Below are 25,689 nucleotides of genomic sequence, written 5' to 3' on the forward strand. Positions count from 1 at the left end.
TTGGGATAAAGTGCTGTGTGCTATTATTTATAACTACTATCACATTTCGGAGTAAGTCATGGGCGTTTCCATCTACTATACAGCTGAGCGTACGACACTTTTAACGGAGCAAGAGCAAGAAAATATTACGCTGATCGTTGATAAGTATAATGAAAGCTTTGAGCACACAGAAGAGGCAGAGTCGTTTGATCTTTATGCCTATGATGATAGTGAATCAGAGGTGATACTAGCAGGTGCCACAAAAATATCTTCTAGCATGGACGTTGAGGATCTTATTTATACGCTTGGTCATTGGCTAGAATGTTTGACTGAGATTCGATTGGCAGTTGCTGATGCAGAGTGGCATGTACACTTAGACGATAATGATGCAGTATGGGTAGATGATAAATGGCAGATGGAAGAATAACTTATTAGTATTAGGTGAAGTGTGCCATTAATTATTAATCAGCTTGAGTCTATATGGATAAGTTTTACGGCGATCTCGTCATTAGAGCTCTATTCAAAAGAAACCCCCTCCGCATGAGCGAAGGGGGTTTTCTTTTGCCTGACGTTTGAAGAATGCATTATAGTAAAAATGCAGTGTAGTATTATCTCTGATATCGGTTTAAAGTAGATGAGTAAAACAATCAATAAAACCAAACTAGAAAGTAAATTAGGACATAAACCGATGTTAATTATCAAACTAACTGATAGAAGAGAAACCCTAGATGATATTGAGAAAATATGTCTATATTTAACAACGCACAAAGAGTTATTGCCTTTGATAACCACTGAAGAAGGTAAAGATATTTCTTATATTTTAAAGCCAACATTTAAAGCTGATCATAACGAGTCTGAAAAGAAAGCGCACTGGGAAAAAGTGTTTAATGAATTTACGTTGACTGATAATAAAGGCGATGAAATGCGTTTTTATAGAGAGAAACAAACAGACGCTCTATACTTTGGTACTAAGAAAGGATTTGAGACGCTAGAAAGTATTAATAATGACGAACCCGCTATTAAAAGTAGATTTAACAACTAGGGCATATTGATTACTCACAAATAGGCACTGCTGATTGTTAAAACCGTTTCAGACAAAGCGTAAAATGATGGTAGTGCTTGTCTTTAACTAGGTTTACAACACACTGATTATATATAGTCAGTGAACTACTAAACGGCTACGGCGTTACTCTCCTTAGATGTACTGTTTGTACAATCTGCAGTCGGCTGCCTTGTCCCATTTTAGAGTTCTTTGACTATAGATCTAGTAGGAAAGCGTTAAGTCAATAAAGGAAGGTTTATGTCAATTTGGTCACTGGTTCTAATATCATGTTTGCATATTACGATTGGTGGGGCTTTTTCACTGGGTTTTCTCTTTCATATTTGTGCAGAAAATAGCCCGCTTCTGTCCAAATTTGAAAATACTGCTCTGTTTACTTTACTCATCGCATACTCAGTCTCTTTGTTAGTAAGTACTGGACTGGCCATTTACTATTATGTTGCACTTGATAGCGAATCATATTACTTATGCTTTTCGTTATCGTGGGGTTTGCTCGTACTGCTGTTAGGTTATTGGACGTATATTTCGGCGAGGTTTGGCTAATGAATATTTTAAGAAAATTTGGTAGATAAGTAAGGGCCTTTTGTAGATTGAATAGAGCAGTTTTAGAGTATATTTTGGTATGAAAACGTTAACCGCTAGGTCTCTATTTTTAGATAACTCTCCTTCACTCAACCCAAGGGAGGTTTCTTTGTTTGCGATTTCTAGTTTTTAGAAATGCTCATACTTTAATAACTCATACCTTTTAGCATTAATATCATCTACAATTGTAGGATAATAACCGGTTAGTGGGTAATGAGATATGGAGGTTATGAGTTGAGAAAACCACGATTATTTATTGCGTCCTCGGTTGAGAGTATTCCAATCGCTGAGGCCGTGAATGTCAATCTTGATCATGATTTTGAAGTTACTATTTGGAAAAATGGTACATTTAAACTATCTTCTTCAACAATTGAAGATTTAGTAGAAAAGTCATCTACTGTAGATTTTGCATTGTTTATTTTTGCACCTGATGACATTGCTACGATTAGAAGTAGAAATGAGCATGTAGTTAGGGACAATGTGATATTCGAAATGGGTCTGTTTGTAGGCGCCATTGGAAAATCTCGTTCTTTTGTTTTAAAGCCGCGTGATGTAGATATGCATTTGCCAACTGATTTATTGGGAGTAACCCCTGCAGACTTTGATGCAAATCGTTCAGATGGAGATTTAGTTTCTGCGACTAATAGAGCATGTTCTTTGATTAAATCCGAGGTAGAACGATTAGGGCTCATAAATCATGCTAGTCTTTCAGAATCTAGAATAATTATTGCTAACCCAGCGGTCTATCATCTACAAGAACAAGACTATAAGTTCTTAGCGACTTGTCTTCAGAGTTACGTTGCCGATCCCATAGGACTACCGTTCCATGCAATATTTAATAATTTTCGTGGAATAAACGAAGCTATTCTTCAAATATCACTTATTAAGCTTGAACGTATGGGGCTAATAAGTAAGTCTATAGAAACAGATTACCAAGATGGATATGATTGCTACGTATATTCAATTACTGAGTTAGGAGTAGATGAGCTTTTGAAAAATGAAAATATTCTTCAACCTAAATCATTTGAGGTAGCTAGTAGTCTTAATAAAGATATACCTTTTTGACGCTAATAAAGTGAGCAATGTATTTAAATATAAATTTAGTTCTGATCATAGGATAGTTTCTTAAGTTAGACAAACAGGCGTATTTAATCAAGATATATACTATATTATAGAAAGTATTCTAATAACTACTGAAAAATATTTTTTAAAAGTGAGTGACTAAGGATTTGTCTAACTTGAAATAAATAGTCATAAGGCAGAAGGTTTCAATGGAAAGATTAACAAAAGATCAAATTCGAGAATTACCAGTATATGAGGGTATTTCTCTAGAAAATATAGTCATTGTGACTAAGAAAGAAGATGCTATCTATGCAATAGAAGAATTGGAAAAACACACATGTTTAGGGTTTGATACAGAAAGTAAACCTTGTTTTAGGAAAGAAGATGTAAGTGATGGACCTCATCTCATACAGATAGCAACAAAATCTAAAGTATTTTTGTTTCCTACGAAATTTTATAAAAATTCCTCTGATATAGAAAAAATATTATCAAATCCAAAAATAAAAAAAGTGGGTTTTGGATTAAAAGAAGACAAAAAAATAATTTTTAGTAAATTTGGGATTAATTTAGTAAATGCGGAAGACCTTTCTTCAAAAGTTATGCGTTTTGCAGAGACTAAGCAAAGAGTCGGTGCTAGAGCTGCTGTTGCAATGTTTTTTAATCAAAGGCTTTCTAAGGGAGCACAAAAATCAAACTGGTCGATATTTCCTCTAAAGGAGCATCAGAAGAGATATGCTGCTAATGATGCTCATTCGGCTTTATTAATTGAACTGGAAATAGAAAAAAAAGGGCAAGACACAGTACTGTAGAAAGTTATTCAAAAATATAGAGCTTTTATTTTTGATGGGTGCGTTATACGTATAAACTCATTATTATAAATTTTTTACAGGATGTTATTCCAACAATAATAATCAAAGAGAACCCTATGCCAACCTCAAAAGTAACCTACCAAGGCAATTTACGCACCCAAGCCATTCATTTACAATCTAACAATCAAATCATTACTGATGCGCCGACGGACAATCATGGTAAAGGCGAAGCGTTCTCTCCTACTGATTTGCTAGCGACCAGTTTGGGCAGTTGTATCTTAACGATTATCGGTATCAAAGCCGAAGCGATGGATATCGATATCTCAGGTACGACCGCAGAAGTTACCAAAGTCATGGCTGCCAAACCAAGGCGTGTGAGTGAAATACACGTTATAGTTAATTTCTCAAAGGCATTGGATGAGAGTACCTTAAAACGATTTTATAAAACCGCGTTGACATGTCCAGTAGGTAATAGCTTGGATCCTGCTATTACTCAAAACTTAGTGTTTAACAATGGCACAGATGCTTAATATGTCTAATAAGACCTTACTCATCGTCGCTCATGTACCATCGCCCAATACTCAGAAATTGGCACAGGCAGCTTATGACGGTGCCAACCATCCTGATATAGATATCACTGTCATTTTGAAATCACCGCAGGACACGCAGCCTGAAGATGTGTTGGCAGCTGATGCGTTACTGTTAGGTACGACTGAAAATCTGGCGTATATGGCAGGACTGACTAAGGACTTCTTTGATCGTTGCTATTATCCAGTGCTAGAAGAGAAGCAGGGTATGCCATTTGCAGTATATATACGGGCAGGGCATGATGGCACAGGTACTAAACTTGCCATACAGATGATTACCACTGGATTACGCTGGTCATGGGTGCAAGAGGCGCTGATACTTCAAGGCGATTGGCAAGACAGCTTTGCTGCGCAAGTAGAAGAGCTAGCCATGACATTGGCTGCTGGGGTCGAGGCAGGTATTTACTGATAGTGAGTTGTTTGGCAATGCTTGTTGATATATGCAACTACTGTCAAAAGTACCATAGACAGTTTGGAGAGAGCCGTAATGCACAATGATGATTTGAATAATAAAGTGGATGTTTCTGCGTTGCCATTTTCCCAAGCGTGTGAGAATAATAAACAGCCTATTTTAGAAGTACTGCAAACAGAGCTACAAGGCTTTACGCATGTACTAGAGATTGGCTCTGGAACAGGTCGACATAGTGTGCATTTTGCGCCTAACTTACCAGATGTTCAGTGGCAAACCAGTGATGTCACTAGTAATCATCGTCACATAATCGCTTGGCATGATGCTTATCCTGCGCCCAATCTATATGCCCCTTTAGCGTTTGATTTGAGTACGGATTCCGTACCTGTCGATAGCCAGTTGAACTTACCTTATGATGCAATGTTTACAGCCAATACGCTGCATATTATTAGTTGGGCTTTGGTCGAACGTTTATTTGTATTAGCTGGTGATGCACTACCTGCTAATGGTAAGCTCATTGTATATGGCCCTTTCAATGAGCATGGTGACTATACCAGTGAGGGCAATCAGAGATTTGATGCGATGTTGAGGGCAGGTAATTCTGACAGCGGGATTCGTCATACAGAAGAGGTTGTCAGTTTAGCCAGTGAACATCATCTGAAACTTGTCACTACTTATGCGATGCCTGCCAACAATCAATTATTGGTATTTCAAAAAGCTAAATAGTTAAAGCTTTAGCAAAAATTTTATAATAAAAAAGCCACCTCAATTAAGATCAGAAGATGATCGATTGAAGTGGCTTTTTATTTGGGCTTTCTTATTTTTTGCGCTGTTAGACTATTTATATTCTTCTTCTAAAAAGTCTAAGTAACGCTTCCAAGAGCGTTCATCCGCACGTGCATCATATCTATCACTACCGAATACACTAAAGGCATGTGGCGCACCGCTATAAGTAACCATCTCATGAGGTACCTTGGCAGCTTCTAGTGTCTTGCCCAAAGTCGCAAAGCTCTCTAGAGAGACGGACTGGTCAGCAGAGCCGTGGAAGACTAATATCTCCCCAGTGGTGTTGTCATAACTTTGACCCGTTGGGACATCAAAGTCACCGTGGAAGGGTACAAACGCTTTTTGCTCAAATCCTGAGCGTGCTAGCTCTAACGCGACCGTACCGCCAAAACAATATCCCATAGTCGTGCCTTTTCGCACATCATTGCCTTGCAGCTGTCCTGCCGTTAATGCCCCTGCTAATATCCGACGCATTTTATTACGGTCGTCATATAGCTCCCCTGTTAGACGTTTGTTTTCTTCAATAGAAGTAGGGCGAACGCCTTGACCAAACATGTCGGCTGCTAGCACGTTGTAGCCTTCAGTTGCCAACATATCAGCACGCTTACGCTCATAATCGGTGAGACCATCCCAATCATGAATGAGCAAAATAAAAGGTGCGTTGGGCTTATCCGCTTTAGCGTAATAGCCTTCGTATGCTTGATCATCCACTGTGTAAGTAACGTTTTTGGTCGTAATCGCGGCGGCTGTTTGGCTGAAAGTCAGTGCCATTAGACCGACTGACGCACCCATTAGCAATGAGTGATAAGGTTTTTTAGACGGAGCATTTAAAGTTGGTAACATGGTAGGTCGCCTTATAGTCATATAAAAAATAGTCGCATCGTCAAATCCATACAAACCCGCTACATCGTCATCCTCGCTAACCATACTAATGTATAACTTGCGCTCGGTTTCCTTGTATCGGAATTATTTGAATCCAACGATATAAAAAAGATAAATAGTTGGCTAAAACCATGCCCATTTCATTTATCAACCGTTTTTAGTACTTCATAAAAGCATACCTTAAAAAATCACTACATTACAAGAATCTATTATCAGTGTTGAATTTCTCTTTAAATACTCTAAAACGGTTTATTTATCACGGCTGCAAACTTTAACCAAATATCAACAAGGAGTGCCATGAATTAGTCATATCTTTTGGCTAATATTAGATACAGCTCAGCATAGAGCCTACTTTTAATTACTAGCTAGGATGCATAATGAAAAATAATATTGATCATACTGACCCCGCTAAAGATATGAATACTGAACGTGGCAATGGTGGCGAAACCCATCAGCGTGCCAGTGATGACACGAAAGTTTTGACGACGCAACAAGGCGTGGTCATCTCTGATAATCAAAACTCTCTAAAATCTGGCAGTCGTGGCCCCACATTGCTAGAGGATTTTGTACTGCGTGAAAAGATTCATCATTTTGACCATGAGCGTATTCCTGAGCGTATCGTCCATGCGCGCGGTAGTGCTGCACACGGTTATTTTGAGCTGACAGAATCCCTAGAAAAATATACCACGGCGAAAATTTTGACCGAGACGGATAAGCAGACGCCTTTATTTACCCGTTTTTCTACCGTTGCTGGTAACAAAGGCTCAAAAGATACGCCACGTGATGTCCGTGGTTTTGCCGTGAAGATTTATACCGAAGAAGGCAACTGGGATATCGTCGGTAACAATATGCCGATTTTCTTTATCCAAGATGCGATGAAGTTTCCAGATTTGATCCATGCGGTAAAACCAGAGCCTGATCGCGGCTTCCCGCAAGCAGCATCTGCGCATGATACGTTTTGGGATTTTGTATCATTGAGTCCTGAAACCATGCACAACTTGATTTGGCTAATGAGTGATCGTGGTCTACCGCGCAGCCTACGGATGATGGAAGGCTTTGGTATTCATAGTTATCGTCTCATCAATGAAGCGGGCAAGAGCACCTTTGTACGTTTCCATTGGAAGCCGGTACTTGGTGTGCAGTCAACCACATGGGATGAAGCAGTGAAAATCTCGGGTGCCGACCCTGATTATCATCGTCGTGATTTGTTTGAATCAATCAATAATGGCGACTATCCTGAATGGGAGTTTGGCGTTCAGTTATTTACCGAAGAAGAAGCCAATGAATTTCCGTTTGATCATTTAGATGCGACCAAACTGATTCCAGAAGAAATAGTTCCAGTGAAAGTTGTCGGTAAAATGGTGCTCAATCGTTATCCGGATAATTTCTTTGCGGAAACGGAGCAAGTCGCATTCTGTCCGTCACACTTGCCACCGGGTATCGACTTCAGTAACGATCCATTATTGCAAGGTCGTCTATTCAGCTATCTAGATACGCAGCTATCTCGTTTGGGTTCGCCTAACTTTGCGCAGATTCCAATCAATGCGCCTAAATGTCCGTTTGCGAACAATCAGCAAGATGGTCATATGCAGATGCAAGTGCCTAAAACTCGTACGCTGTATGAGCCACAAAGTTTAGATCCAACGAGACCGCGTGAAAGCGCCAAACGTGGTTTTGAGTCATTCCATGAGCAGTTGGATGATGGGGTAAAAGGTCGCGTGCGTGCAGAGAGCTTCGCCGATCACTATAGTCAACCACGTATGTTCTATCGTAGTCAGACGCCAACTGAGCAAGCGCACATTGCAACCGCGTATGCCTTTGAGCTGGGTAAAGTCGATACAGCACACGTCCGTGCTCGTACATTGAGCCATCTGATTCATATCGATGAAGACTTGGCCAACCGTGTGGCAACCGCGCTCGGTATGGAATTGCCAGAGCCTGCGGATGCCGCTGCGCCTGTACTAGATATGGCAACGTCTAAAGCGGTACAAACCATCGGTCTGACACCTGACAGCCTAAAAGGTCGTCTGATCGGTATATTGGTCGCAGAAGGCTCTAACAGTAGCGAAATCAAGAAGTTTGAAGCAGCAGCGATGGAGCAGGGTGCTAGCGTAAAAATCGTCGCCCCTAACAAAGAAGTAGTCTTGGACGATGGTACACGCATACAAGCAGATGAGCGTCTTGCTGGCGGGCCATCAGTGATGTTTGATGCTGTCGTGAGTATCATCATGCCAGAGCAAGCCAAAAAGCTCGCTAAAGACAGCTCAGCACTAGACTGGTTCAATGATGCGTATAACCATTGCAAAGCCATCGCTTATTGCGGAGCGACCGATGAATTTATCCTAAGTAAACTGCCAGTTGAAAAAGATAGTTTTGTCACGCCACTTGCCGAATTAGATAGCTTCATTGAAAATGCGAAATCTCGTCTGTGGGAGCGTGAGCCAAAGGTTCGTGATCTTGCTTAACATGACGTTTTATTACCATAATCAGAACCAGCCATAGCAATATGGCTGGTTTTTTAGTTTGGGTAAGAGGTTACATCCAAACTACCTTATCCTTTACCGCAAAAACACCACATAACCTTTAAAGTGTGGATTGTTTTCCAAAAACGCTGCGCCTTGCCATTGACCATCTTCAACAATACCAACCTTGAAATCAAAGGGTAAGTTTTCTAACTTTTTTAGATATCGAGAGTAATTGGTCAAAGTAGTCGTTCCTTGATAGGTTTGGATAATCAGTTCATCGACGGCATCACTGAGTTGCATAAACTGAGGGTCCTCAGCTTGGTTGGACCAATCAAGCAACCCAGTCACACTCAATTGATAATGCGCTGGTAGCTGCTGACGAACATGCCTAAGTAATTTTGCATACTTATCCAATTGATAGGTAGGGGCGTCATAGTCTATTTGAATCCCCATAACTTGATTGCCCGCACGCTGCCATTTCTCTAAGCGTTCAATCAGCTGTGCCATCACTTCGTCCGACCACTCTTGACTGGTTGCACGATAGACGAGCCAAATCTTTTTATCACTTAAAGAACGAACACCTAAACCTTGCGGTGTCAGCGTTGCAAGTGCAGCATGAACCGCATTCTCATTGGTATTGGGACGATAATACGGAATATTAGGCGGACGAATTTCACCTTGTAAGATATACAAGGTATGAGCTTGGCTAAGCTTGGCATCATCTTCGGGCGGTGTCCATATCCAAAACTGCTCATAATCCTTAGTATTAATAATCTTATCGCCAGTAGCAGTAGCAGTATTGAGAGAATGAACGCTATTGAGATGACTATCTACTGATTGGGTTTTCTGAGAATTCTCAGACTTATGAGTTGCAGCAGGACTAGTGATTTGATTATAAATAAAAGCCGCAAAAACCAGTACGATTAAGCCAATAGACCCTAATACCAATCCTTTATATTTCTGCTGATTTTTTATCAAATCAATAAGCCCTTAAATATTACCAGTAATATTTCTGATTTTGTGCCCAAGTAGTATGGCTAAAGTCTGATTTTAAACGTTTAAACCAAGCTTTGCGGACTGACATATCTATGTTCTCATTGCTGCACTGGTTACTACCAGAACTTGCAAAACAGCCAATCGCACGATGTAGCGCATAAGCGGATAACTCGTCATCTCGATTGCTAGCAAATATGGACTGATAGATGTCCAGTCGGTTTAGTGCCTGACCTTTAAAACGACTGGGTATATCACCCAAGTAAGGATAGCGATAGCCCGAATCGCTTTGACCAGAAGAATGATAGGACTTGTCATAATCTTCTAGATAGTAAGTGATGGTTGTATCATCCATAAACTCGGCTAGACATAGGGTTTGCAGCCTGTCTTTTGGGTTTTGGCTTAAACGAGTCACTGTTTTCGTTAAGTCTTGGCAGTTTATGCTAGGACTAATCTTTTCACCCTGCCAATTAAATTCACTGAATGTAGGCAAGTATTTCAATGTTTCGTTCTCACTATCAAAGCCTATATATTTTTGTGAGTTCTTTGGAAGGTAGTTCTGCTGGTATGTTAAGTAATCAGTATAGCGTCCCTGTATTAGCGATTTGGCCAGTAGCGCGTAACGAGCCTCTGCGCCAATCGTATCATCAGTAGCTAAATGACTGTCAGCAACTTGTTTTAAAAGCGCCGGATCAGCAGAATATTTTATCATGCGTATCTTTAAATTATGAGATTGTACCGTAGCGTTATTGCCAAAAAGCTGGCTGTAATCATTGGTTTGATCTGCTTGAAGTGCTAATGCAAGCTCGGTTACCGTGTTTTGAAACGGCTGTTTGGGCAGTTGATGCAGACGACTCCATAGTGTGTTTGCCTCATTGATACTACCCATTTTCTGCAATGCCTTGGCTTTTAGGACATATTGGCTAAATTTTGAGTATGACATCTCGCCTGTCGGTAGCGTGGTTGGTAAATATTTTATGGCAAGTTTTGGATTATTCTCCTGCACGAAATAATAGGTCGCTATGAGATACTGGTACAAATCCATGCGATCTTTAAACTTAGGTTTTAGACGCTCAAGCTCTGTTCGCGTTAGCGGTGTAGGAGCGTTGAGAGAGTCGGCAGGTCTTAAACGATATAGTGCAAAACTGGTGAGCAAGATTGGGTCATTAAGCTTGTTAATATCGATTGGCTTATCAAAATTTGCAAAAAAGACTTTTTGTTCGATCTCTTCTGGCAATAAGCGACTATCAAGATTAAAGCGTAGAGAGTTTGTATGATCGATTTGCCATTCGATCTCATCAACCAGCTTTTCTTGTTGACCTGCCAGCCAATATAGTCGGCGTTGTAAGCCGCGAGCTGAGGCAGTATAGTGACCATTTTTAAAGCGGCTAAGGTAATTATTGATAGCCTTTTGAGTGCTAGCAAACAGTCTTGGATCAACGGTCTCACTCTTATAGCGGTAGTCTCCCATGCCATGCTGATAAATACGATTAATACCAGTACGAATCAGCATATAGTTGGCGGTATCGACTAGCCAAGCAAGCCCTGCATTGTTGCCTGTTTTAAGATCAATCAACGCACTATAGAGATTATGGGCACTGTCAAAGTCTGATTTTTCACCCAAATAAAACAGTTGAGTGGCCATAATATAGTCTGCGTATGGCTGAGCATTGATAGACCATTTTAATGGAAAAACAGGTGCGTCCTCTGCTGACGATGTGTCATGACCGAACGAGTCCGTACATTCGCTGCGAATGGCTTGGCGAAACTGCCTCAGTTGTAAGCGTTCTTTAGACGTCAATTGAGTATCAATTTTGAGCGCGCCTTCTAGCGCCTCTTCACCCGTATAAAAACTATTACAATATTCGGCGTAATGACTTTTTTCAGAGTGCTCTAAAAAATTCTGATTGGGGTTTTTGACTTCATTCACAGCCGTTTGTCTTAAAGTCCTTAAGTTTAACGGAAAGTCATGAGCCTGATAAGAGTCTGAGTCATGCGTATTAGGCTCGTCAAAGCGAATTAAGCCTTTATCTGCGAGTAGTAGATATAGATTGGTTTGGGTGTCATTGCCTGTGTCTAGGATTGGAAAATTAATCTGACATTCGTTATAGGTGCGATTGTCCAATGAAAAATTAGAGCCGCAGTATTCACCACCTCCGGCTTTTGCAGAGATAGAGAGCCCCATTAGTGCTGTGGTCAGTATGGTTAAAACACAATGTTTGGTTATAAGGTTTAAGAAGGGCTGTGTAGGCCGTTTGATAGTTTCTGCAAGGTGATTCATGAATGGCTCATTCGTTATACTTTTGTTGATTGATATAATCATAGCAGAATTTTATTTTAACTATTCCATGTTTTATCTCAAACTCAGCCTATGTGCTGAGTTTTTGTTTTTATGAAGAAGAATGGTTTATAGTCACAAGCGTTCACTCAAAGTCATTACAATCTACATGGCGAGGGTTATACTAAATTCTATTAAGGTGCGTTAAAAGCGTCCCCTATAGTAGGGATACTATAAAAGTGACCAATCATGTAGCAGGGAATGCAAATGAGTTTATGTGAAATTGTACGTTTAGAAGGATATATTCAAAGCACGTATCTGGCGGTGTATCCAGATAAGATTATGCTGCTAGATGGAGCGTGTCGCCCTGATGTACCGATGGTATTAGAGTATATCAAGACAACGTTGCAGCGACCAATAACTGATCTAAAAGTTGTCGTCGTCACTCATATGCATCCAGATCATGCAGGCGGCGCACACAAATTCCGAGAGCAGACGGGTTGCCTGATTGTCTCGGCGGACAAAGATACGCAGTGGTATAGCCGTATCGCTGGGCGTACTATGCACTTTGTGGATATGAATCTTGCGCATTATGTGGCGAGACGTCAAGGTCGCAAGCCAAAAAACCTATATTATCCAGCGCATCTCAAGGCTGATATTACCGTTGGTGAAGGCGACTGCGTGCCTGGGTTTGATGAATGGCAGGTGTTAGAGACCCCAGGTCATACAGACCGTGATTTATCTCTGTTTCATCTACCCAGCCGACAGGTTTACACTGCTGATTTGATTATCAAACTGCGGCACAAATTTGTGGCGCCATTTCCTATCTATGATCCCAAAGTCTATATTCAATCACTCCAAAAAATAAAAGACTTAAAACCATCAATGGTTATGATGGCACATGGCTGTGAGCTGGCAATAGATGAGGCAACTTTTGATATGTTGATTACGCAAGCACCCAAGCATCCACGTACGATCAAAGACACGATCAAGCATAAACTGCTGTGGCGGAAAAATAGCGACTTTACTGTCTTTAAGAAGAAACATAAAAAGTGAAATAAAAATTTAAACAAAAAAAAGCCCAGTTACTATTCAATATAGTAACTGGGCTCTCTAAATATGGTGGGCCGACCGCGACTCGAACGCGGGACCAATTGATTAAAAGTCAACTGCTCTACCAACTGAGCTATCGGCCCTGAAGAGCGTATAAAAAAGCACTGCTTTTTTAACTCTACAAGTGAATTTACAGTTTCGTAAATTCGGTGAAGTTTTCTAAAAGAAACCTTCTTAAACTTTGTGACTTATTATGCCGCTACCTGATAGGGTAGGGTACACAACAAGCGTAATACTAAATATGGTGGGCCGACCGCGACTCGAACGCGGGACCAATTGATTAAAAGTCAACTGCTCTACCAACTGAGCTATCGGCCCTGAGCGAGGATAAAATGAAGTACTACTTCATCCGAGTGCAAGAGGATTTACATTTTCGTAAATTCTAAAAACTCGATATCAACACTAGGTTTGCATTTAACTGCAAGTCAAAGTTCTTTAAACAAAAACTTTGTTAATCAAACTTAATTTTAATAAGCACATTAAGTTTGTTTCAACGTTTAAAGATTTTGTATCCCTAAACGTGAGAGCACATTATATATATTATTATGACAATTACAACCCTAAATGATAAATAAAGTGCAAATATTAGGAAAAAAGTCATATTTTTTCAGAAATTCGTTATTAGAGCCATTTCAGGCTCTAAATATTCTGATTTAGTGCGTTAATTATCAACGATTAGTCTCTAGATAGAGCTTCAACAGGGTCAAGTTTGGCTGCATTGCGTGCTGGTAAGAAGCCAAATACGACACCAATCAGTGTTGAACATATAAATGCCGCAATAATAGAGGTGGATGAGTAAATAACTTTAAAGCTATCACCAGCAAAATTATTAATGAGCTCACCGATAGCGAACGCGAGTCCAATGCCTAGCAGACCACCTAAAATACAGACCAGTACGGCTTCTATTAAAAACTGCTGCATGATATCGCTTTGCCGTGCGCCAACAGCCATTCGCACCCCAATCTCATTGGTACGCTCAGTGACAGACACCAGCATAATATTCATAACGCCAATACCACCAACTATTAATGAGATAACAGCAACGGATGAGATAAGCAGCGTCATCGTGCCTGTCGTCGACTCAATGGTCTGACGGATAGAGTCTGAGTTGCGAAGCTCAAAATCATCTTTGCCATGGCGACCCTCTATGATGTCAGAGATAGCTGACTCAGCTGCACTGGATGAGATACTGTCATCTAATAAAGCCACAAAGCTATCAATATTTGCACTGCCGGTGATACGTGACATCACCGTGGTATAGGGCATATATATAGTGGGTGTCGAAATATCTGGACCAAAACCGCTATCATTTTCTTCGAGTACGCCAATCACGCGTCCAGGTACACTGCCGATGAGTATCACTTCACCAATAGGATTATCAATGTCTGCAAAAAATGCATTCTTAGCATTGTCATCGAGAATGATATCTTGACTGCGCAGCTTAATACTTTGCGAATCGAAACCTTGACCAAGTGCTAGCGTCTCGCCAGTAACCTCTAGATAATACTCACCAACACCATTGATGGTCGAGTCTTCCTGCACGCTGCGATAGCGTACACTAGAGCTGGCATTGACTTGAGGGCTCACATTGGTAACATACGGTTGACTGCTGATCGCGTCTGCATCTTCTGGTGTGAGGTTGTCGTCATTATATTTACGTCGCGGGTCGCCTCTAGGGTATCCATCATTGACGGTGATGGTATTGGTTCCTAGCGAGCTGATATTTGAGAGAATTTGCTGCTGAGAGCCTTGACCAAGACCAACGATAGAGACAACCGCAGCGATACCGATGATAATACCTAACATGGTCAGCAGGGTGCGCATCTTGTGTGCACGCATGGCGAGCAAGGACATCTTAAAGGCTTCGAGCAAACGATCGACAAAGCTAGCAAAGGCGCTTTTTCGATGTCCACCGAGGATAGAGTCAGGCTGCCGCGTTGTCGGTTTATAATGCTCAGTTTTATAATCAGCAATGACATAACCGTCTTTCAGCTCGATCACGCGCTCGGCTTGGGCGGCAAGTTTGGGATCATGAGTAACCATGATGATGGTATGACCTTTAGCATTTAGGTCATGTAAGATCGCCATCACGTCTTCGCCAGATTTGCTATCTAGTGCACCAGTTGGCTCATCTGCTAAGATAACATCGCCACCATTCATCAAGGCACGAGCAACAGAAACACGCTGCTGTTGTCCACCTGAGAGCTGACTGGGTCGATTGTTTACTTTTTCTCCAAGACCTAGATCGGTTAATAGCTCTTCGGCACGATTGATGCGTGCATCAGTATTCATACCAGCGTATACGGCGGGGACGGCGACGTTGTCTTTTGCACTGATATCACCAAGCAGGTGATAGCGCTGAAAGATAAAGCCGAAATGCTCTCGGCGTAACTCAGCCAGCTCATCAGCGTCTAGCCTATTTGCTGATTGGCCGTAAATCTTATAGTCACCAGCCGTCGCTTGATCTAAGCAGCCCAAGATATTCATCAGCGTGGACTTACCAGAGCCAGATTGACCGATGATCGCGACCATTTCACCTTGATTAATCGTTAAATTAACCTCGTGCAATACGCGAATGGTTTGCTCGCCGGCAGCAAACTCTCGAATAATACCAGACAGCTCCATAATTGGCTTGTCAGCGGTAGCTGCCGTATCAGTATTATTCGGTGAGTTGTTTTCTATCGAGGCGCTAGCGCTGTTGGGCGGCTGTTTAGCAGATTGAGATATAGTCATAGCAATGTCTTTAATCAGAGATAGTGAGTGTCGTGAGAAAAGGGCTAAGTTGCTCAAGCCCTTTCATCGTTAACATAGTCAAAGAATAAATTACATTCTTGGAGTGCCACCAGGTATACGAGTGCGACTGCTACTTGAAGCTTTGGCACTACCTTCGCCGATGATGACTTGCTCACCTTCCTTCACACCACTCAAAATCTGCGCATTTACTCGGTTATCAATGCCCACTTCTACTGTGCGTGCTTCTACTGTGCCGTCATCATTTAGTACGCGTACAAGCTTGCTGGTTTTTGCTTGACCTTCCGTTTTATTTTTTGTAGGTTTTTCTTGTATGGCTGCTGATGGCACAAGCAACGCATCTTTAGCTTGATCGATGATGATGTAGATCTGGGCGGTCATATCAATGCGGAATAAACGCTCAGGGTTTGGTACTTCGACATAGCCCACATAGTAGATCGCAGCATCCGTCGAGCTGGTATCACTAATCTCTTCAGGTGCTGGTTCAATGGCTGTCAAGGTTGCATCATATTGTTGGTCTGGATTACCGATGATATTGAAGTAAGAAGGCATCCCAGCACTGACATTGATGACATCTGCTTCGGATATTTGCGCATTGATACGAACCGTTGATAAATCGGCTAGAGTGACCAGAGTTGGAGCCGTTTGGTTGGCGTTAACAGTCGTGCCTTGCTCAGTCGTGATAGAAACCACCGTACCGGACATGGGTGCACGAATAGTGGTATAGCTGAGATCTTCCTCTGCTGTGCTTACATTCGTCTCGGATATGCGTATGGCTGCCTGTTGACTATTAATATTAGCGTTTGTAGTAGCGATGGCTGCTTTTGCTGTATCAATGGCAGCACTCGCATTGGCAACCGCTGCTTCGGCTGTCTCAACACTAGTTGCTTGCGTATCATACTCCTGCTGAGAGATTGCATCGATGGCAACCAAAGACTGCAAGCGGGCAAAGTCAGACTTTGCTTGTTTGAGCTCAGACTGACGGCTAGCAAGGTCGGCATAGGCACTTTTTAGACTGGCTTGCTTGCTTAGCGCTTCTGCTTTTGCACTTTGAAGTGCGGCTTCACTTTGCTGAAGGCCGGCTTGTTGATTGCTTAAATTGTTGTTCTGCGTGACCTGATCAATCTGTGCAATCAAATCGCCTTTCTGTACCTCATCACCGACTTCAACATAGAGACGAGTTACTTCACCAGAGACCTGTGCACCGACATCAACCGTATTTAAAGCTTTGACTTTGCCTGAAGCCATGACATTTTGTTCAATATCACCGACTTCAACAGCCGCTGTCAGGAAGTTAGGTTTTTCTTCTTCTGGTTTCAACGTGGCATAAGCCAACGCCGCCAATGCTGCAATAATCAGGACAATGACGCCCCATTTGATAGCAGATTTTTTGCTTATTTTGCGCATAACAACAATCCAATGACAGTAAACTCAAGTATGGTTATAGTAGATGCTTCATCCCTAAAAGGGAATGGCAATTAGTTTAAGAAAGGTTAAGGTGTTTTTGAACGTGGTTGGAATAGAGGAATAATAGAAGTTGAGTGATGAATAGTAAAAACGGGTGAGTCTGAGAATGATAGAAAGGGCAAAAGCTGTGCTAGAGATGGTGATAGGTGTCACTGTCTAAAGCGTCGCATGTGCAAGACAGGAATGGCGATAATGATTGATATTTATCGCGCAGTAAACAGGCGCTTTCCCGCTAGCTCTAATGCCGCTTGTAGTAATAGCACCCAAGCTGGCTGACAAACCAGTCCTTTGATGGCTTGGTCACAGCGGTATAAGAGCGCAGGAGATACTTTTAGATCAGATACTACGGCCTTCTCATCCGTCCATGGCACAAACTTCATTAGGGCGTGTCCTCATTTTAAAAATGGTGATAAAAATGAGATAAATTGCCGTCAAACGAGGAAAATAGTGCAGATAATATCGAGATATTGACCAACTATTTGACGGTGTTTGGCAAAATTTAGCTATTTTTAGCCCATTTAAAGGACACTCGTTTGAATTGAGGACATGCCCTAATATGAGTACCATCTATAAATACCCGCTCAAGGTCTGAATCTGTGATTAGGGTCTGTTGAAGTAATCGGTAGATCACGGCAAGGACAGCCAACGTGCATACGATAAAGACGCCTCCAACCGTTTGTCTCACATTCTCTTTGTTATAAACATTAAGTTCCAGTAATATAAGTTTCAGTCTGGTTCAGTGTTCATCTTTGAGTATTATGCGAGGCATAGGAAACGAGGTCTTTTGGTGTAAGAACTTAAAGATTAACGGTTTGCTATTTTTATCATCACCTTATGACCAATGTTCAACACGCCCTGAAGGTTTGTTGGGTAGTCTGCGTCATACAATCCAGATATAAAGGAATATAGAAAATGGAAAATATTACAATTCTTGGTGCTGGGACGATGGGGCATTCAATTGCTTTATCAGCAGCATGGGCCAACCAAACCGTAAACATATACGGCATCGATGAATATGATCTTGAAAACGCTGTTAAAGGCTTGAATAATAAGCTCAAGGTAATGACTGAAAACGAGCTGTTTACATCCGAACAAATGAACGAAATTAGACAACGTATCCAATTTACTACTTCCCTAGAAGAAGCAGTGTCGGAGGCAACTTTTATTATTGAAGTTATCCCTGAGGTTTTAGATTTAAAAAAAGAGCTATATAGCAGGTTGGAAGCGTTAGTTGAAGACGATGTAGTGATTGCCAGTAATACCTCAGGATTTACACCGAGTATATTAGCGGCGGATATGCTGCATCCTGCACGTTTTGTTGTAACCCATTTCTGGAACCCAGCTCATCTCATTCCTTTGGTGGAGGTGGTAAAAGGCGAGCATACAGATGCAGTTATAGTCCAGCGAGCAATGGATGTTTTAACGCTGATGAACAAAAAGGCGATAGTACTTAACAAAGAAATCCCAGGGTTTATTGGGAATCGTTTGCAGTATGCACTGTTTCGGGAAGCACAGGCATTATTAGATGCTGGAGCTGCTTCAAAAGAAGATATCGATGCTGCTGTGACCTACAGTATAGGCCGCCGGCTGCCTGTGACAGGGCCACTGATGTCTGCGGATATGGGTGGGCTAGATGTCTGCTTGTCTATTTCCAATTATTTATTCGAAGATTTGTCGACAGATCAACGTTCAGGTAAAGTGCTGTCTCAACTTGCGAATGAAAATAAGCTAGGAGATAAAACAGGAGAGGGCTTTTATTCGTGGGAACCAGATGTGTCGGCGAAAATGAATGAAGAACGGGAAAAAACACTGATTTATTTCCTCAAAAATGATTTAAAGGCAGGAATATAAAAATTAAAGTAGGAGCTGTCCTCATTTTTAGCCCATTGAGGCAATTTCGTTCAGATTGAGGACACGCCCTAGATAACCAGTTCAGTTCCTGCATGCCCCATTGTTTTAGCTGATGTAATTGACGTTTTGGGTTACTGTAGTTAAAACGCCTATCACATTAATTATTCAAAATAGATGGAAATACTCTTTTGAATAATTAATGAGTCAGTGGTATCAAGCTCTGGCGTTCGGTATGAGACAAGCATAGACGCTTAGAATGACTAAACTTACTATTTCTAACGTCGAACTGTCTAAAAAGTAATATCTGCCAGTGCCATGATCGAATATCAAACACGGCCTAAGTTATTGAATTTTTCCAACCAATCAAACGGTAAACAGACGCTTTCCTGCTAGTTCTAGCGCAGCTTGCAATAGTAACTCCCACGCTGGCTGACGAACGAGTCCTTTGATTGCTTGGTCACAGCGATAAAGTAGGGCAGGCCATTCAGCCGTGTGCGTTTTTGATTGGCGGCGGCAGGCTTGTTGATATAGCCCTTGTTTGCTGCGCCAAATGCCAAGCGCTTGCGGATCTTGTCCATCCATCAGTTGTATAATCTGACGCATATCTTTACTAATTGCCCATAATACTAAGGTCGTCGGCTCATCAGTCGCTTTGAGTTGAAAGATGATTTTTGCCACTTGTGCACTATTACCTGCTAGCATCGCATCCGACAAATCAAACACGCTAAATTGAGCGTCACTGACCAATGCTGCTTGTAAATCTGTGATATCGAGTGCCACAGTATTTGTAGGCTGTGCAAAATCGCCAGCGGTTTCGGTATCTTCATGAGGAGCCATTAACTGCGGCGCAAACAGATAAGACAGTCGCCACAAGGTTTGATAAGCACTTAATAGATGATGCTCAGTATGTGACATCAGTAGTTGCCATGCTTCTTGAGACAGCCGTAACCCAAACTTTTGAGCCTGAATCTGCAATAGCTGCTGCCGTTGCTGTTCATTGTATAAATTACAATCAATGATGTGACCGTATTGAGCAAATGGCGCAAACCATTTACTACTTTGAGCTCGTTTGTCTTGCTTAGGCGTAAGCCATAATACACTATGACCGTGTGTACCTGCTTGCGCTTCAATCGCAAAGCGTTCGAGCTCAGCAATGACAGTTTTATCGGGCTTATGATTGCCAGTCACGATTAAGGCGCTGGCATCATCAAACAATGATTGGCTACCCAACTCTGACAGTACTTCTTGCCAGCTTTTAACTGATATTAGTTCTATGCGCTTGATGGCGTAGTTTTGCGCGCGCCAATGTGGACGCATCGCATCGATAAGCCATTGACTGAGCAACGGCTCATCACCGTGCGCCAGCCACAAGCCCGCTACTGCAACGGATGGTTGTAGTAGTTTTGGATAGGCTTGTATAAAGGTATCTTGCATAAATAGATGGGTAAGTACACAGGTTAATGGAAATAAGTATGGAGCGTATCGTAATGAGACGTTAAGGCGTTGGTACGACCACGGCTGTCGATGCTGAGCCGTTACCGATTTTCACTGGTGTTTTAGTGCCAGTGGACGGTACTTTAGGCAGAGAGATAGCAACATACTGATCAGTGATACGGCGTGCCAAACTGTCATAGAGCCATTCGCGAATTTGATCGCCTTGCTGATCATCCGTACTCACAGAGGCGTCATTGTACTGATAGCTACGCTCGATTTGGATAGGATTGCTCAGTGTAACGGGCTTACCATTTTCAGTGGTTTGATAGCTAACATCTGCTGATATGATCAAGCGAATCTCTGTTAATACACCGACTAATTCATACTGTCTAAAGCGCAGGTTATTGACACTGATAACAGAAACAGGATCAGCGCTGGCTTGTTTATTATTAAGCGCAACGTCTGCGGCTGTCATGTTACTAATAACATCGACACCTAATGTTTCTAGACGTCGCGTTAATGGTAGCTTAAGCGGGAAGGCGGTGCGATTGTCTTCGATAATGACCGCTGTTTTGGCAACATCGAGGAGTATTGGCGCATCATAACCACGTAGCTGAAAGCCGCAACCACTAAGCGCAGCCGTTGCACCGAGCACCGTAAACATCGGCAGTGCAGTAAGTAATGCAGTTACTAGCTTTTGTCCGCCGGACTTTTTTGCAGTAGGGCTTTTGCTACTTGATGGGGCTTGCTGCTTATACGACATAATCGCTATCCTCAAATGATAAGAAGGCTTAGATAGAATATCTACTAAGCCTAAAATATCTAACCTACAACCACGATATTCACGAGTTTATTCGGGACGACGATTTCTTTTTTGATTTCGCCAGTGATGAATTTCGCCACACTTTCCATGGTTCGAGCTTGTGCTTTTAGCTGCTCTGGATCGCTGTTCGGCGCCACATCCATCTTACCGCGCATTTTACCATTGACCTGTACGACCATCGTGATCATATCCTGCACCAGTGCAGCTTCATCCACGGTTGGGTAGTTTAGCGTGACGGTATCCAAGCCTAATTGCTCAAGTAAGTGCTCACCAACGTGCGGTGCATACACTGATAACATGATAAGCAAGTCAGTCACAGCCTCATGCTGTACTTTTAGGTCTTGCTCATTAGCCGCCTTAAAGCTCGTAAGCTCATTGGCAAGCTCCATGAGGCTTGATACTGGTGTGTTCAATGCCAAACGATCACCCAAATCATTATCAATTTTGGCAATGGTTTCATGAGTTTTGCGACGTAGATTTTTGGCTGCTTTGCTCAAGTCATCAGTATTCAATGCTTCACTATTCAGCGTCGCAAGATCTAAGTTCGCTGCACTAAGCGCTTGCGTGTGCTCTGTTGCCAGACGCCAGACTTTTTTGACGAAATTATAAGGGCCTTTTAGCGCATCGTCTGACCATTCTAGCGTTTGATCAGCAGGCGCGGTAAATAGTGTGTACAGGCGAACCGTATCAGCACCATATTTATCAATGGTGATTTGTGGATCGACACCATTGTTTTTTGATTTAGACATTTTTTCGATTTTGCCAATGGTCACTGGCTGTCCATCAGTCTTTAAGATGGCTTTGATCGGCTGACCACGCTCGTCATAATCGATATCAACATCTTCGGTAAAGTAATAAGTGGTACTACCATCAGCATTGACACGATAGAAAGTACCTGCAAGTACCATACCTTGGGTCATCAAGTTAGCAAACGGTTCGTTTCCTGAGACTAGGTTTTCGTCACGCATAAGTTTATGGAAGAAACGCGCGTAAAGTAAATGCATAACCGCGTGCTCAACACCGCCGATATATTGGTCGACAGGCAGCCATTTATTGGCGGCAGATTTGTTGACCATGCTTTGCGCATCATTTGGGCTAGCAAAGCGTGCATAGTACCAGCTTGACTCAACAAAGGTGTCAAAGGTATCGGTTTCACGTTCAGCAGGATTACCACATTTAGGGCAGGTGGTATTTACAAATTCTGGAATGTTTTTAAGTGGGTTACCGCGTCCATCAGGAACGACATCAGTCGGTAGAATGACTGGCAAATCTTGCTCTTCGACAGGTATCGTACCGCAATGTTCACAATTGATCATTGGGATAGGACAGCCCCAATAGCGTTGACGCGATACACCCCAATCACGTAAGCGATATTGGATTTTTTTCTTGGCCAATTCTTGTGGCTCAAGCTTGGCAAGCATCGCTTCGAACGCTTGCTCAAAATCTAGACCGTCAAATTCGCCTGAATTGACTAGGGTATTGCGCTCAGTATAGGCAAGATTGATTTTAGTATCATTCGCTTTGGCATCTGCTTCTGCTTCATCAAAATAACCAGCAGGTACATCGATTACTTGCTTAATAGGCAGACTGTATTTGGTCGCAAACTCATAATCGCGATCATCATGTGCCGGTACTGCCATGACCGCGCCTGAACCGTAGCTCATTAGGACATAGTTGGCCACCCAAACAGGCACTTCTTCACCCGTCAATGGATGCGTTACGGTTAGACCTGTGTCCATACCGATTTTTTCAGCTTTGGCTAAGTCAGCTTCAGCGACTGAGCCTTTTTTGCATAGGGCGCAGAATTGTGCAATCGCTTCATCATTCTCAGAAGCATACTGTGCAAGTGGATGCTCAGCGGCAACCGCGACATAAGTCACACCCATCAAGGTATCAGGGCGGGTAGTGAACACGTCTAAAGTGTTTGTTTCACCAGCCAACTCATATGGGAAATGCACTTCCATACCCGCACTACGACCAATCCAGTTGCGCTGCATGGTCAATACTTCAGATGGCCAATGCCCTTCCAAATCATCCAAATCATCCAATAGCTCATCGGCATAATCAGTGATATTAAAGTAGTACATTGGGATGTCGCGCTTTTCGACTGCAGCGCCACTGCGCCAGCCTTTGCCATCGATAACTTGCTCATTGGCCAAGACGGTATTGTCAATCGGATCCCAGTTGACTGTTGCTAGCTTTTTATAGACTAAGCCTTTTTTGTATAACTGCAAAAACAACCACTGCTCCCACTGATAATACTCAGGGCTACAAGTGGCAAATTCACGTGACCAGTCAATAGATAAGCCCAGCAATTTAAGCTGTGCACGCATGTTGTCAATATTGGCAAACGTCCATTTGGCAGGTGGTGTTTGATTGGCAATAGCAGCGTTTTCTGCTGGCAGGCCAAAACCATCCCAACCCATTGGTTGCATGACTTCATAGCCTTTGAGGCGGTAGTAACGGCTCAGTACGTCCGAGATGGTATAGTTACGCACATGGCCCATATGCAGCTTGCCACTTGGGTAAGGGAACATAGACAGCATATAACGACTTGGCTTGTCGCTAGGCTCATTACCTACTTCATAGCGCTTGTCAGTTGCCCATTTGGCTTGTTGCGCCGCTTCGATAGCTTGTGGGTTATAATAATTGTTTTCTGCTTGGTCAGATGTCACAGTATTACTCATAGTGGGCTCTAGATTGAATATTTTGATAAGAAAATTAGATACGCTAGAATAGCGCAAATCGGCAAAAAATGCGATGGGGCAACGTAATAATAGAGCAGTATTAAGAAGTATATAACGACTTATGAATGGATAGTAAGGCTAGACATGCAAAAATTACAGAAAGGGCAAGTATTAAAATATCCTATTGATTTGTATTTATCTAAAAAGAACATAGCACTTATGCTTGTTTTAGGTTTGTTGCTTTTTCCCTTGTTTTTTTATGGAGTACCTTGGGTACAAGAAAAAAATGATTGGCTTGCTCTAGTGAGTATATGGTTTTTCATCGTTTTAATTTTTTTTGGTGTGATTGTAGTGTTACTCACGCTAATAAAAGGTAAGCCTGTCTTGCAAATTACGGATACAGGCATAACGCTTCTACAAGTTATTCGACGACCACAACAGAGATATTTGTCATGGCAGGATATTGAATGTATAGGCATCGATTGTCAGGTTATTAAGCACCACGAAATTTGGTTGCTAGTGATTCAGCCCAAGCAAGGCAAGCTCATACAATGCCCGATAAAACCTATGAGATATAAAGACGCTATCTTGAATGAGATGGAGGTTATACATCTAGTGCAACTCGCCTTTGAAGGCCGATCCGCTATACACTACGAACCGATAGAAATGGAGAGAATGAAACTGCTCACGCCAAGAATGAAGTGGCTAATATTAGCCTTGATTCTGAGCTGTCTCGCTGTTTATCTATTTCTACTTTTTAAGTAAAACGCACATAATCCATATTATATTTAAAGGAACAATAATGACCATCACCATTTACGGTATCAAATCATGCAGCACCATGAAAAAAGCATTTACCAAGTTGGATGAATTGAATATAAGTTACGATTTCCATGACTATAAAAAACAAGGCATCGACAAAGAGAGCATCCAGCGCTGGGTGAATGAGCTAGGAATCGATAAAGTACTGAACAAGCGTGGCACCACATGGCGCAAGCTGACTGACGAGCAAAAGCAATCAGCTGATGCCAATATAGGTAACGCGATTGACCTGCTAGTAGAAAATACCAGTATGATTAAGCGTCCGATTGTAGAAGGTCAGATCAACGATAAAAACCAAGGTCAGCCAATATTGCTTTGCGGTTTTGATGAGGCTGTATTCGATATAACTTTTCCATAAAAAAGCTGTCACTTTGACACGTTATAAACTATGATTCCATTAATGGAATTAAGTTTGCTCGTTTATAATATTCAAGGATAAAATCATGAAAAAATTATTACTAATGGCGACCCTTGCAGTAGCGCCTTTAATGGTCACAAGTGTGCAAGCGGCGGAAACCTCTACTAAGGTTACCTTCGCAAAAGACAGCTATTGCGGTAGCTTTACAGGTAATATTAAAAACGGAAAAGTGTTTCGTCTATGGCTTGCGTCAGATCAGAATCTAGTGATTCGCAATGTCGGTGATGACCGCATCAATATGGCTTATGTCTCAGGGCCAAGTGGTCGTTTGGATGGTGACCGCTATGACAATGAAACGTCTTATATTACTGAGACTAAAGGCAATCATTATATGAAGGTTTATGGCAATAGTAGCCATAGTTCTGTCGAGTTCTGTGCTTATTAAATTTCTCTCGTTTAAATGAGCATCGATAGACCATAAAAAAGCCCGA

The 25,689-nt window shown here is 42.0% G+C and carries 22 protein-coding genes, 2 tRNA genes and 1 pseudogene; 13 read left to right on the top strand and 12 right to left on the bottom strand.

The genetic code is table 11. The annotated features are described in order from the left end of the window. Positions 1 to 58 precede the first annotated feature (58 nt). The 7 genes from I6E83_RS06315 (at position 59) to I6E83_RS06345 (ending at position 5,214) form a co-directional block, all read left to right on the top strand. A complete protein-coding gene (locus tag I6E83_RS06315; RefSeq protein WP_197100548.1) occupies positions 59 to 406 on the top strand; it encodes a hypothetical protein in 348 nt (115 codons plus the stop codon). Positions 407 to 613: 207 nt separating this feature from the next. Beyond that, complete coding sequence (locus I6E83_RS06320; RefSeq protein ID WP_227680849.1) at positions 614 to 1,021, top strand: hypothetical protein; 408 nt, start codon at positions 614 to 616, stop codon at positions 1,019 to 1,021. Between the two features lie 834 nt (positions 1,022 to 1,855). Continuing rightward, a complete protein-coding gene (locus I6E83_RS06325; protein WP_197100550.1) occupies positions 1,856 to 2,686 on the top strand; it encodes a TIR domain-containing protein in 831 nt (276 codons plus the stop codon). 206 nt (positions 2,687 to 2,892) lie between these two features. Next, complete coding sequence (locus I6E83_RS06330) at positions 2,893 to 3,492, top strand: 3'-5' exonuclease (protein ID WP_197100552.1); 600 nt, start codon at positions 2,893 to 2,895, stop codon at positions 3,490 to 3,492. Between the two features lie 116 nt (positions 3,493 to 3,608). Continuing rightward, entirely contained in the window at positions 3,609 to 4,022 is a 414-nt protein-coding gene (locus tag I6E83_RS06335; RefSeq protein WP_197100554.1) for an OsmC family protein, read from the top strand. Between the two features lies 1 nt (position 4,023). After that, positions 4,024 to 4,488 carry a flavodoxin family protein gene (locus I6E83_RS06340; RefSeq protein WP_197100556.1) on the top strand — a complete coding sequence of 155 codons (465 nt, stop codon included), beginning with the start codon at positions 4,024 to 4,026 and terminating at the stop codon, positions 4,486 to 4,488. A gap of 78 nt (positions 4,489 to 4,566) precedes the next feature. After that, positions 4,567 to 5,214, top strand: coding sequence for a DUF938 domain-containing protein (locus I6E83_RS06345; protein ID WP_197100558.1), 648 nt, complete (start codon positions 4,567 to 4,569; stop codon positions 5,212 to 5,214). Between the two features lie 111 nt (positions 5,215 to 5,325). Here the strand turns inward: I6E83_RS06345 and I6E83_RS06350 are convergent, their stop codons facing one another. Continuing rightward, positions 5,326 to 6,117, bottom strand: coding sequence for a dienelactone hydrolase family protein (locus I6E83_RS06350; RefSeq protein ID WP_197100560.1), 792 nt, complete (start codon positions 6,115 to 6,117; stop codon positions 5,326 to 5,328). Positions 6,118 to 6,533: 416 nt separating this feature from the next. On the opposite strand from I6E83_RS06350, the gene I6E83_RS06355 reads away from it, so the two are divergent. After that, entirely contained in the window at positions 6,534 to 8,621 is a 2,088-nt protein-coding gene (locus I6E83_RS06355; RefSeq protein WP_197100562.1) for a catalase, read from the top strand. A gap of 93 nt (positions 8,622 to 8,714) precedes the next feature. On the opposite strand, the gene I6E83_RS06360 is transcribed toward I6E83_RS06355, so the two are convergent. Further along, positions 8,715 to 9,599: a DUF3142 domain-containing protein gene (locus I6E83_RS06360; RefSeq protein WP_197100564.1), complete on the bottom strand. Its 885-nt coding sequence runs from the start codon at positions 9,597 to 9,599 to the stop codon at positions 8,715 to 8,717. A 19-nt stretch (positions 9,600 to 9,618) separates the two neighbouring features. Then, complete coding sequence (locus I6E83_RS06365) at positions 9,619 to 11,895, bottom strand: hypothetical protein (RefSeq protein ID WP_197100566.1); 2,277 nt, start codon at positions 11,893 to 11,895, stop codon at positions 9,619 to 9,621. Between the two features lie 264 nt (positions 11,896 to 12,159). Between I6E83_RS06365 and I6E83_RS06370 the strand changes: the two genes are divergently transcribed. Beyond that, the gene (locus I6E83_RS06370) at positions 12,160 to 12,948 is read left to right on the top strand and encodes an MBL fold metallo-hydrolase (protein ID WP_197100568.1); all 789 of its coding nucleotides are present in this window, start codon (positions 12,160 to 12,162) and stop codon (positions 12,946 to 12,948) included. 64 nt (positions 12,949 to 13,012) lie between these two features. On the opposite strand, the gene I6E83_RS06375 is transcribed toward I6E83_RS06370, so the two are convergent. The 6 genes and pseudogenes from I6E83_RS06375 to I6E83_RS06400 form a co-directional block, all read right to left on the bottom strand. Beyond that, positions 13,013 to 13,088 (bottom strand) — tRNA-Lys (locus I6E83_RS06375). A 159-nt stretch (positions 13,089 to 13,247) separates the two neighbouring features. Next, positions 13,248 to 13,323, bottom strand: a tRNA-Lys gene (locus I6E83_RS06380). A 357-nt stretch (positions 13,324 to 13,680) separates the two neighbouring features. Then, positions 13,681 to 15,630 (bottom strand): MacB family efflux pump subunit, encoded by a 1,950-nt coding sequence (locus tag I6E83_RS06385; RefSeq protein ID WP_227680864.1) that lies wholly within the window; start codon positions 15,628 to 15,630, stop codon positions 13,681 to 13,683. Positions 15,631 to 15,828: 198 nt separating this feature from the next. Then, entirely contained in the window at positions 15,829 to 17,163 is a 1,335-nt protein-coding gene (locus I6E83_RS06390; protein WP_197100572.1) for an efflux RND transporter periplasmic adaptor subunit, read from the bottom strand. 263 nt (positions 17,164 to 17,426) lie between these two features. Continuing rightward, positions 17,427 to 17,603, bottom strand: a complete 177-nt coding sequence (locus tag I6E83_RS06395; RefSeq protein ID WP_227680850.1) for a hypothetical protein — start codon at positions 17,601 to 17,603, stop codon at positions 17,427 to 17,429. Positions 17,604 to 17,770: 167 nt separating this feature from the next. Next, positions 17,771 to 17,953, bottom strand: a pseudogene (locus tag I6E83_RS06400) (IS5/IS1182 family transposase); the annotation flags it as partial. Positions 17,954 to 18,135: 182 nt separating this feature from the next. Between I6E83_RS06400 and I6E83_RS06405 the strand changes: the two are divergent. Then, positions 18,136 to 19,074: a 3-hydroxyacyl-CoA dehydrogenase family protein gene (locus I6E83_RS06405; protein ID WP_197100574.1), complete on the top strand. Its 939-nt coding sequence runs from the start codon at positions 18,136 to 18,138 to the stop codon at positions 19,072 to 19,074. A gap of 363 nt (positions 19,075 to 19,437) precedes the next feature. On the opposite strand, the gene holA is transcribed toward I6E83_RS06405, so the two are convergent. From holA to leuS, 3 genes are all read right to left on the bottom strand, one after another. Continuing rightward, a complete protein-coding gene (gene holA / locus I6E83_RS06410; RefSeq protein WP_197100576.1) occupies positions 19,438 to 20,508 on the bottom strand; it encodes a DNA polymerase III subunit delta in 1,071 nt (356 codons plus the stop codon). A gap of 61 nt (positions 20,509 to 20,569) precedes the next feature. Then, complete coding sequence (lptE, locus tag I6E83_RS06420) at positions 20,570 to 21,271, bottom strand: LPS assembly lipoprotein LptE (RefSeq protein ID WP_197100578.1); 702 nt, start codon at positions 21,269 to 21,271, stop codon at positions 20,570 to 20,572. 59 nt (positions 21,272 to 21,330) lie between these two features. Further along, complete coding sequence (gene leuS, locus I6E83_RS06425; RefSeq protein WP_197100579.1) at positions 21,331 to 24,018, bottom strand: leucine--tRNA ligase; 2,688 nt, start codon at positions 24,016 to 24,018, stop codon at positions 21,331 to 21,333. A 144-nt stretch (positions 24,019 to 24,162) separates the two neighbouring features. Here leuS and I6E83_RS06430 point away from each other — a divergent pair, with 144 nt between their 5' ends. The 3 genes from I6E83_RS06430 to I6E83_RS06440 all read left to right on the top strand — a co-directional run bounded on the left by I6E83_RS06430 (position 24,163) and on the right by I6E83_RS06440 (position 25,643). After that, a complete protein-coding gene (locus tag I6E83_RS06430) occupies positions 24,163 to 24,783 on the top strand; it encodes a hypothetical protein (RefSeq protein WP_197100580.1) in 621 nt (206 codons plus the stop codon). Positions 24,784 to 24,820: 37 nt separating this feature from the next. Beyond that, positions 24,821 to 25,198: an arsenate reductase gene (locus tag I6E83_RS06435; RefSeq protein WP_197100581.1), complete on the top strand. Its 378-nt coding sequence runs from the start codon at positions 24,821 to 24,823 to the stop codon at positions 25,196 to 25,198. An 85-nt stretch (positions 25,199 to 25,283) separates the two neighbouring features. Further along, a complete protein-coding gene (locus tag I6E83_RS06440; RefSeq protein WP_197100582.1) occupies positions 25,284 to 25,643 on the top strand; it encodes a hypothetical protein in 360 nt (119 codons plus the stop codon). Positions 25,644 to 25,689 lie beyond the last annotated feature (46 nt).

The sequence above is a fragment of the Psychrobacter sp. SZ93C1 genome, from assembly GCF_015864635.1.
Classification (GTDB): domain Bacteria; phylum Pseudomonadota; class Gammaproteobacteria; order Pseudomonadales; family Moraxellaceae; genus Psychrobacter; species Psychrobacter fozii.

Bases quoted from the DNA above. Each gene is read 5' to 3' on its own strand.
- I6E83_RS06315 (WP_197100548.1), top strand. From the start codon at position 59: ATGGGCGTTTCCATCTACTATACAGCTGAGCGTACGACACTTTTAACG.
- I6E83_RS06320 (WP_227680849.1), top strand. From the start codon at position 614: ATGAGTAAAACAATCAATAAAACCAAACTAGAAAGTAAATTAGGACAT.
- I6E83_RS06330 (WP_197100552.1), top strand. From the start codon at position 2,893: ATGGAAAGATTAACAAAAGATCAAATTCGAGAATTACCAGTATATGAG.
- I6E83_RS06335 (WP_197100554.1), top strand. From the start codon at position 3,609: ATGCCAACCTCAAAAGTAACCTACCAAGGCAATTTACGCACCCAAGCC.
- I6E83_RS06340 (WP_197100556.1), top strand. From the start codon at position 4,024: ATGTCTAATAAGACCTTACTCATCGTCGCTCATGTACCATCGCCCAAT.
- I6E83_RS06345 (WP_197100558.1), top strand. From the start codon at position 4,567: ATGCACAATGATGATTTGAATAATAAAGTGGATGTTTCTGCGTTGCCA.
- I6E83_RS06350 (WP_197100560.1), bottom strand. From the start codon at position 6,117: ATGTTACCAACTTTAAATGCTCCGTCTAAAAAACCTTATCACTCATTG.
- I6E83_RS06355 (WP_197100562.1), top strand. From the start codon at position 6,534: ATGAAAAATAATATTGATCATACTGACCCCGCTAAAGATATGAATACT.
- I6E83_RS06365 (WP_197100566.1), bottom strand. From the start codon at position 11,895: ATGAATCACCTTGCAGAAACTATCAAACGGCCTACACAGCCCTTCTTA.
- I6E83_RS06370 (WP_197100568.1), top strand. From the start codon at position 12,160: ATGAGTTTATGTGAAATTGTACGTTTAGAAGGATATATTCAAAGCACG.
- I6E83_RS06385 (WP_227680864.1), bottom strand. From the start codon at position 15,630: ATGGAGCTGTCTGGTATTATTCGAGAGTTTGCTGCCGGCGAGCAAACC.
- I6E83_RS06390 (WP_197100572.1), bottom strand. From the start codon at position 17,163: ATGCGCAAAATAAGCAAAAAATCTGCTATCAAATGGGGCGTCATTGTC.
- I6E83_RS06395 (WP_227680850.1), bottom strand. From the start codon at position 17,603: ATGAAGTTTGTGCCATGGACGGATGAGAAGGCCGTAGTATCTGATCTA.
- I6E83_RS06405 (WP_197100574.1), top strand. From the start codon at position 18,136: ATGGAAAATATTACAATTCTTGGTGCTGGGACGATGGGGCATTCAATT.
- holA (WP_197100576.1), bottom strand. From the start codon at position 20,508: ATGCAAGATACCTTTATACAAGCCTATCCAAAACTACTACAACCATCC.
- lptE (WP_197100578.1), bottom strand. From the start codon at position 21,271: ATGTCGTATAAGCAGCAAGCCCCATCAAGTAGCAAAAGCCCTACTGCA.
- leuS (WP_197100579.1), bottom strand. From the start codon at position 24,018: ATGAGTAATACTGTGACATCTGACCAAGCAGAAAACAATTATTATAAC.
- I6E83_RS06430 (WP_197100580.1), top strand. From the start codon at position 24,163: ATGCAAAAATTACAGAAAGGGCAAGTATTAAAATATCCTATTGATTTG.
- I6E83_RS06435 (WP_197100581.1), top strand. From the start codon at position 24,821: ATGACCATCACCATTTACGGTATCAAATCATGCAGCACCATGAAAAAA.
- I6E83_RS06440 (WP_197100582.1), top strand. From the start codon at position 25,284: ATGAAAAAATTATTACTAATGGCGACCCTTGCAGTAGCGCCTTTAATG.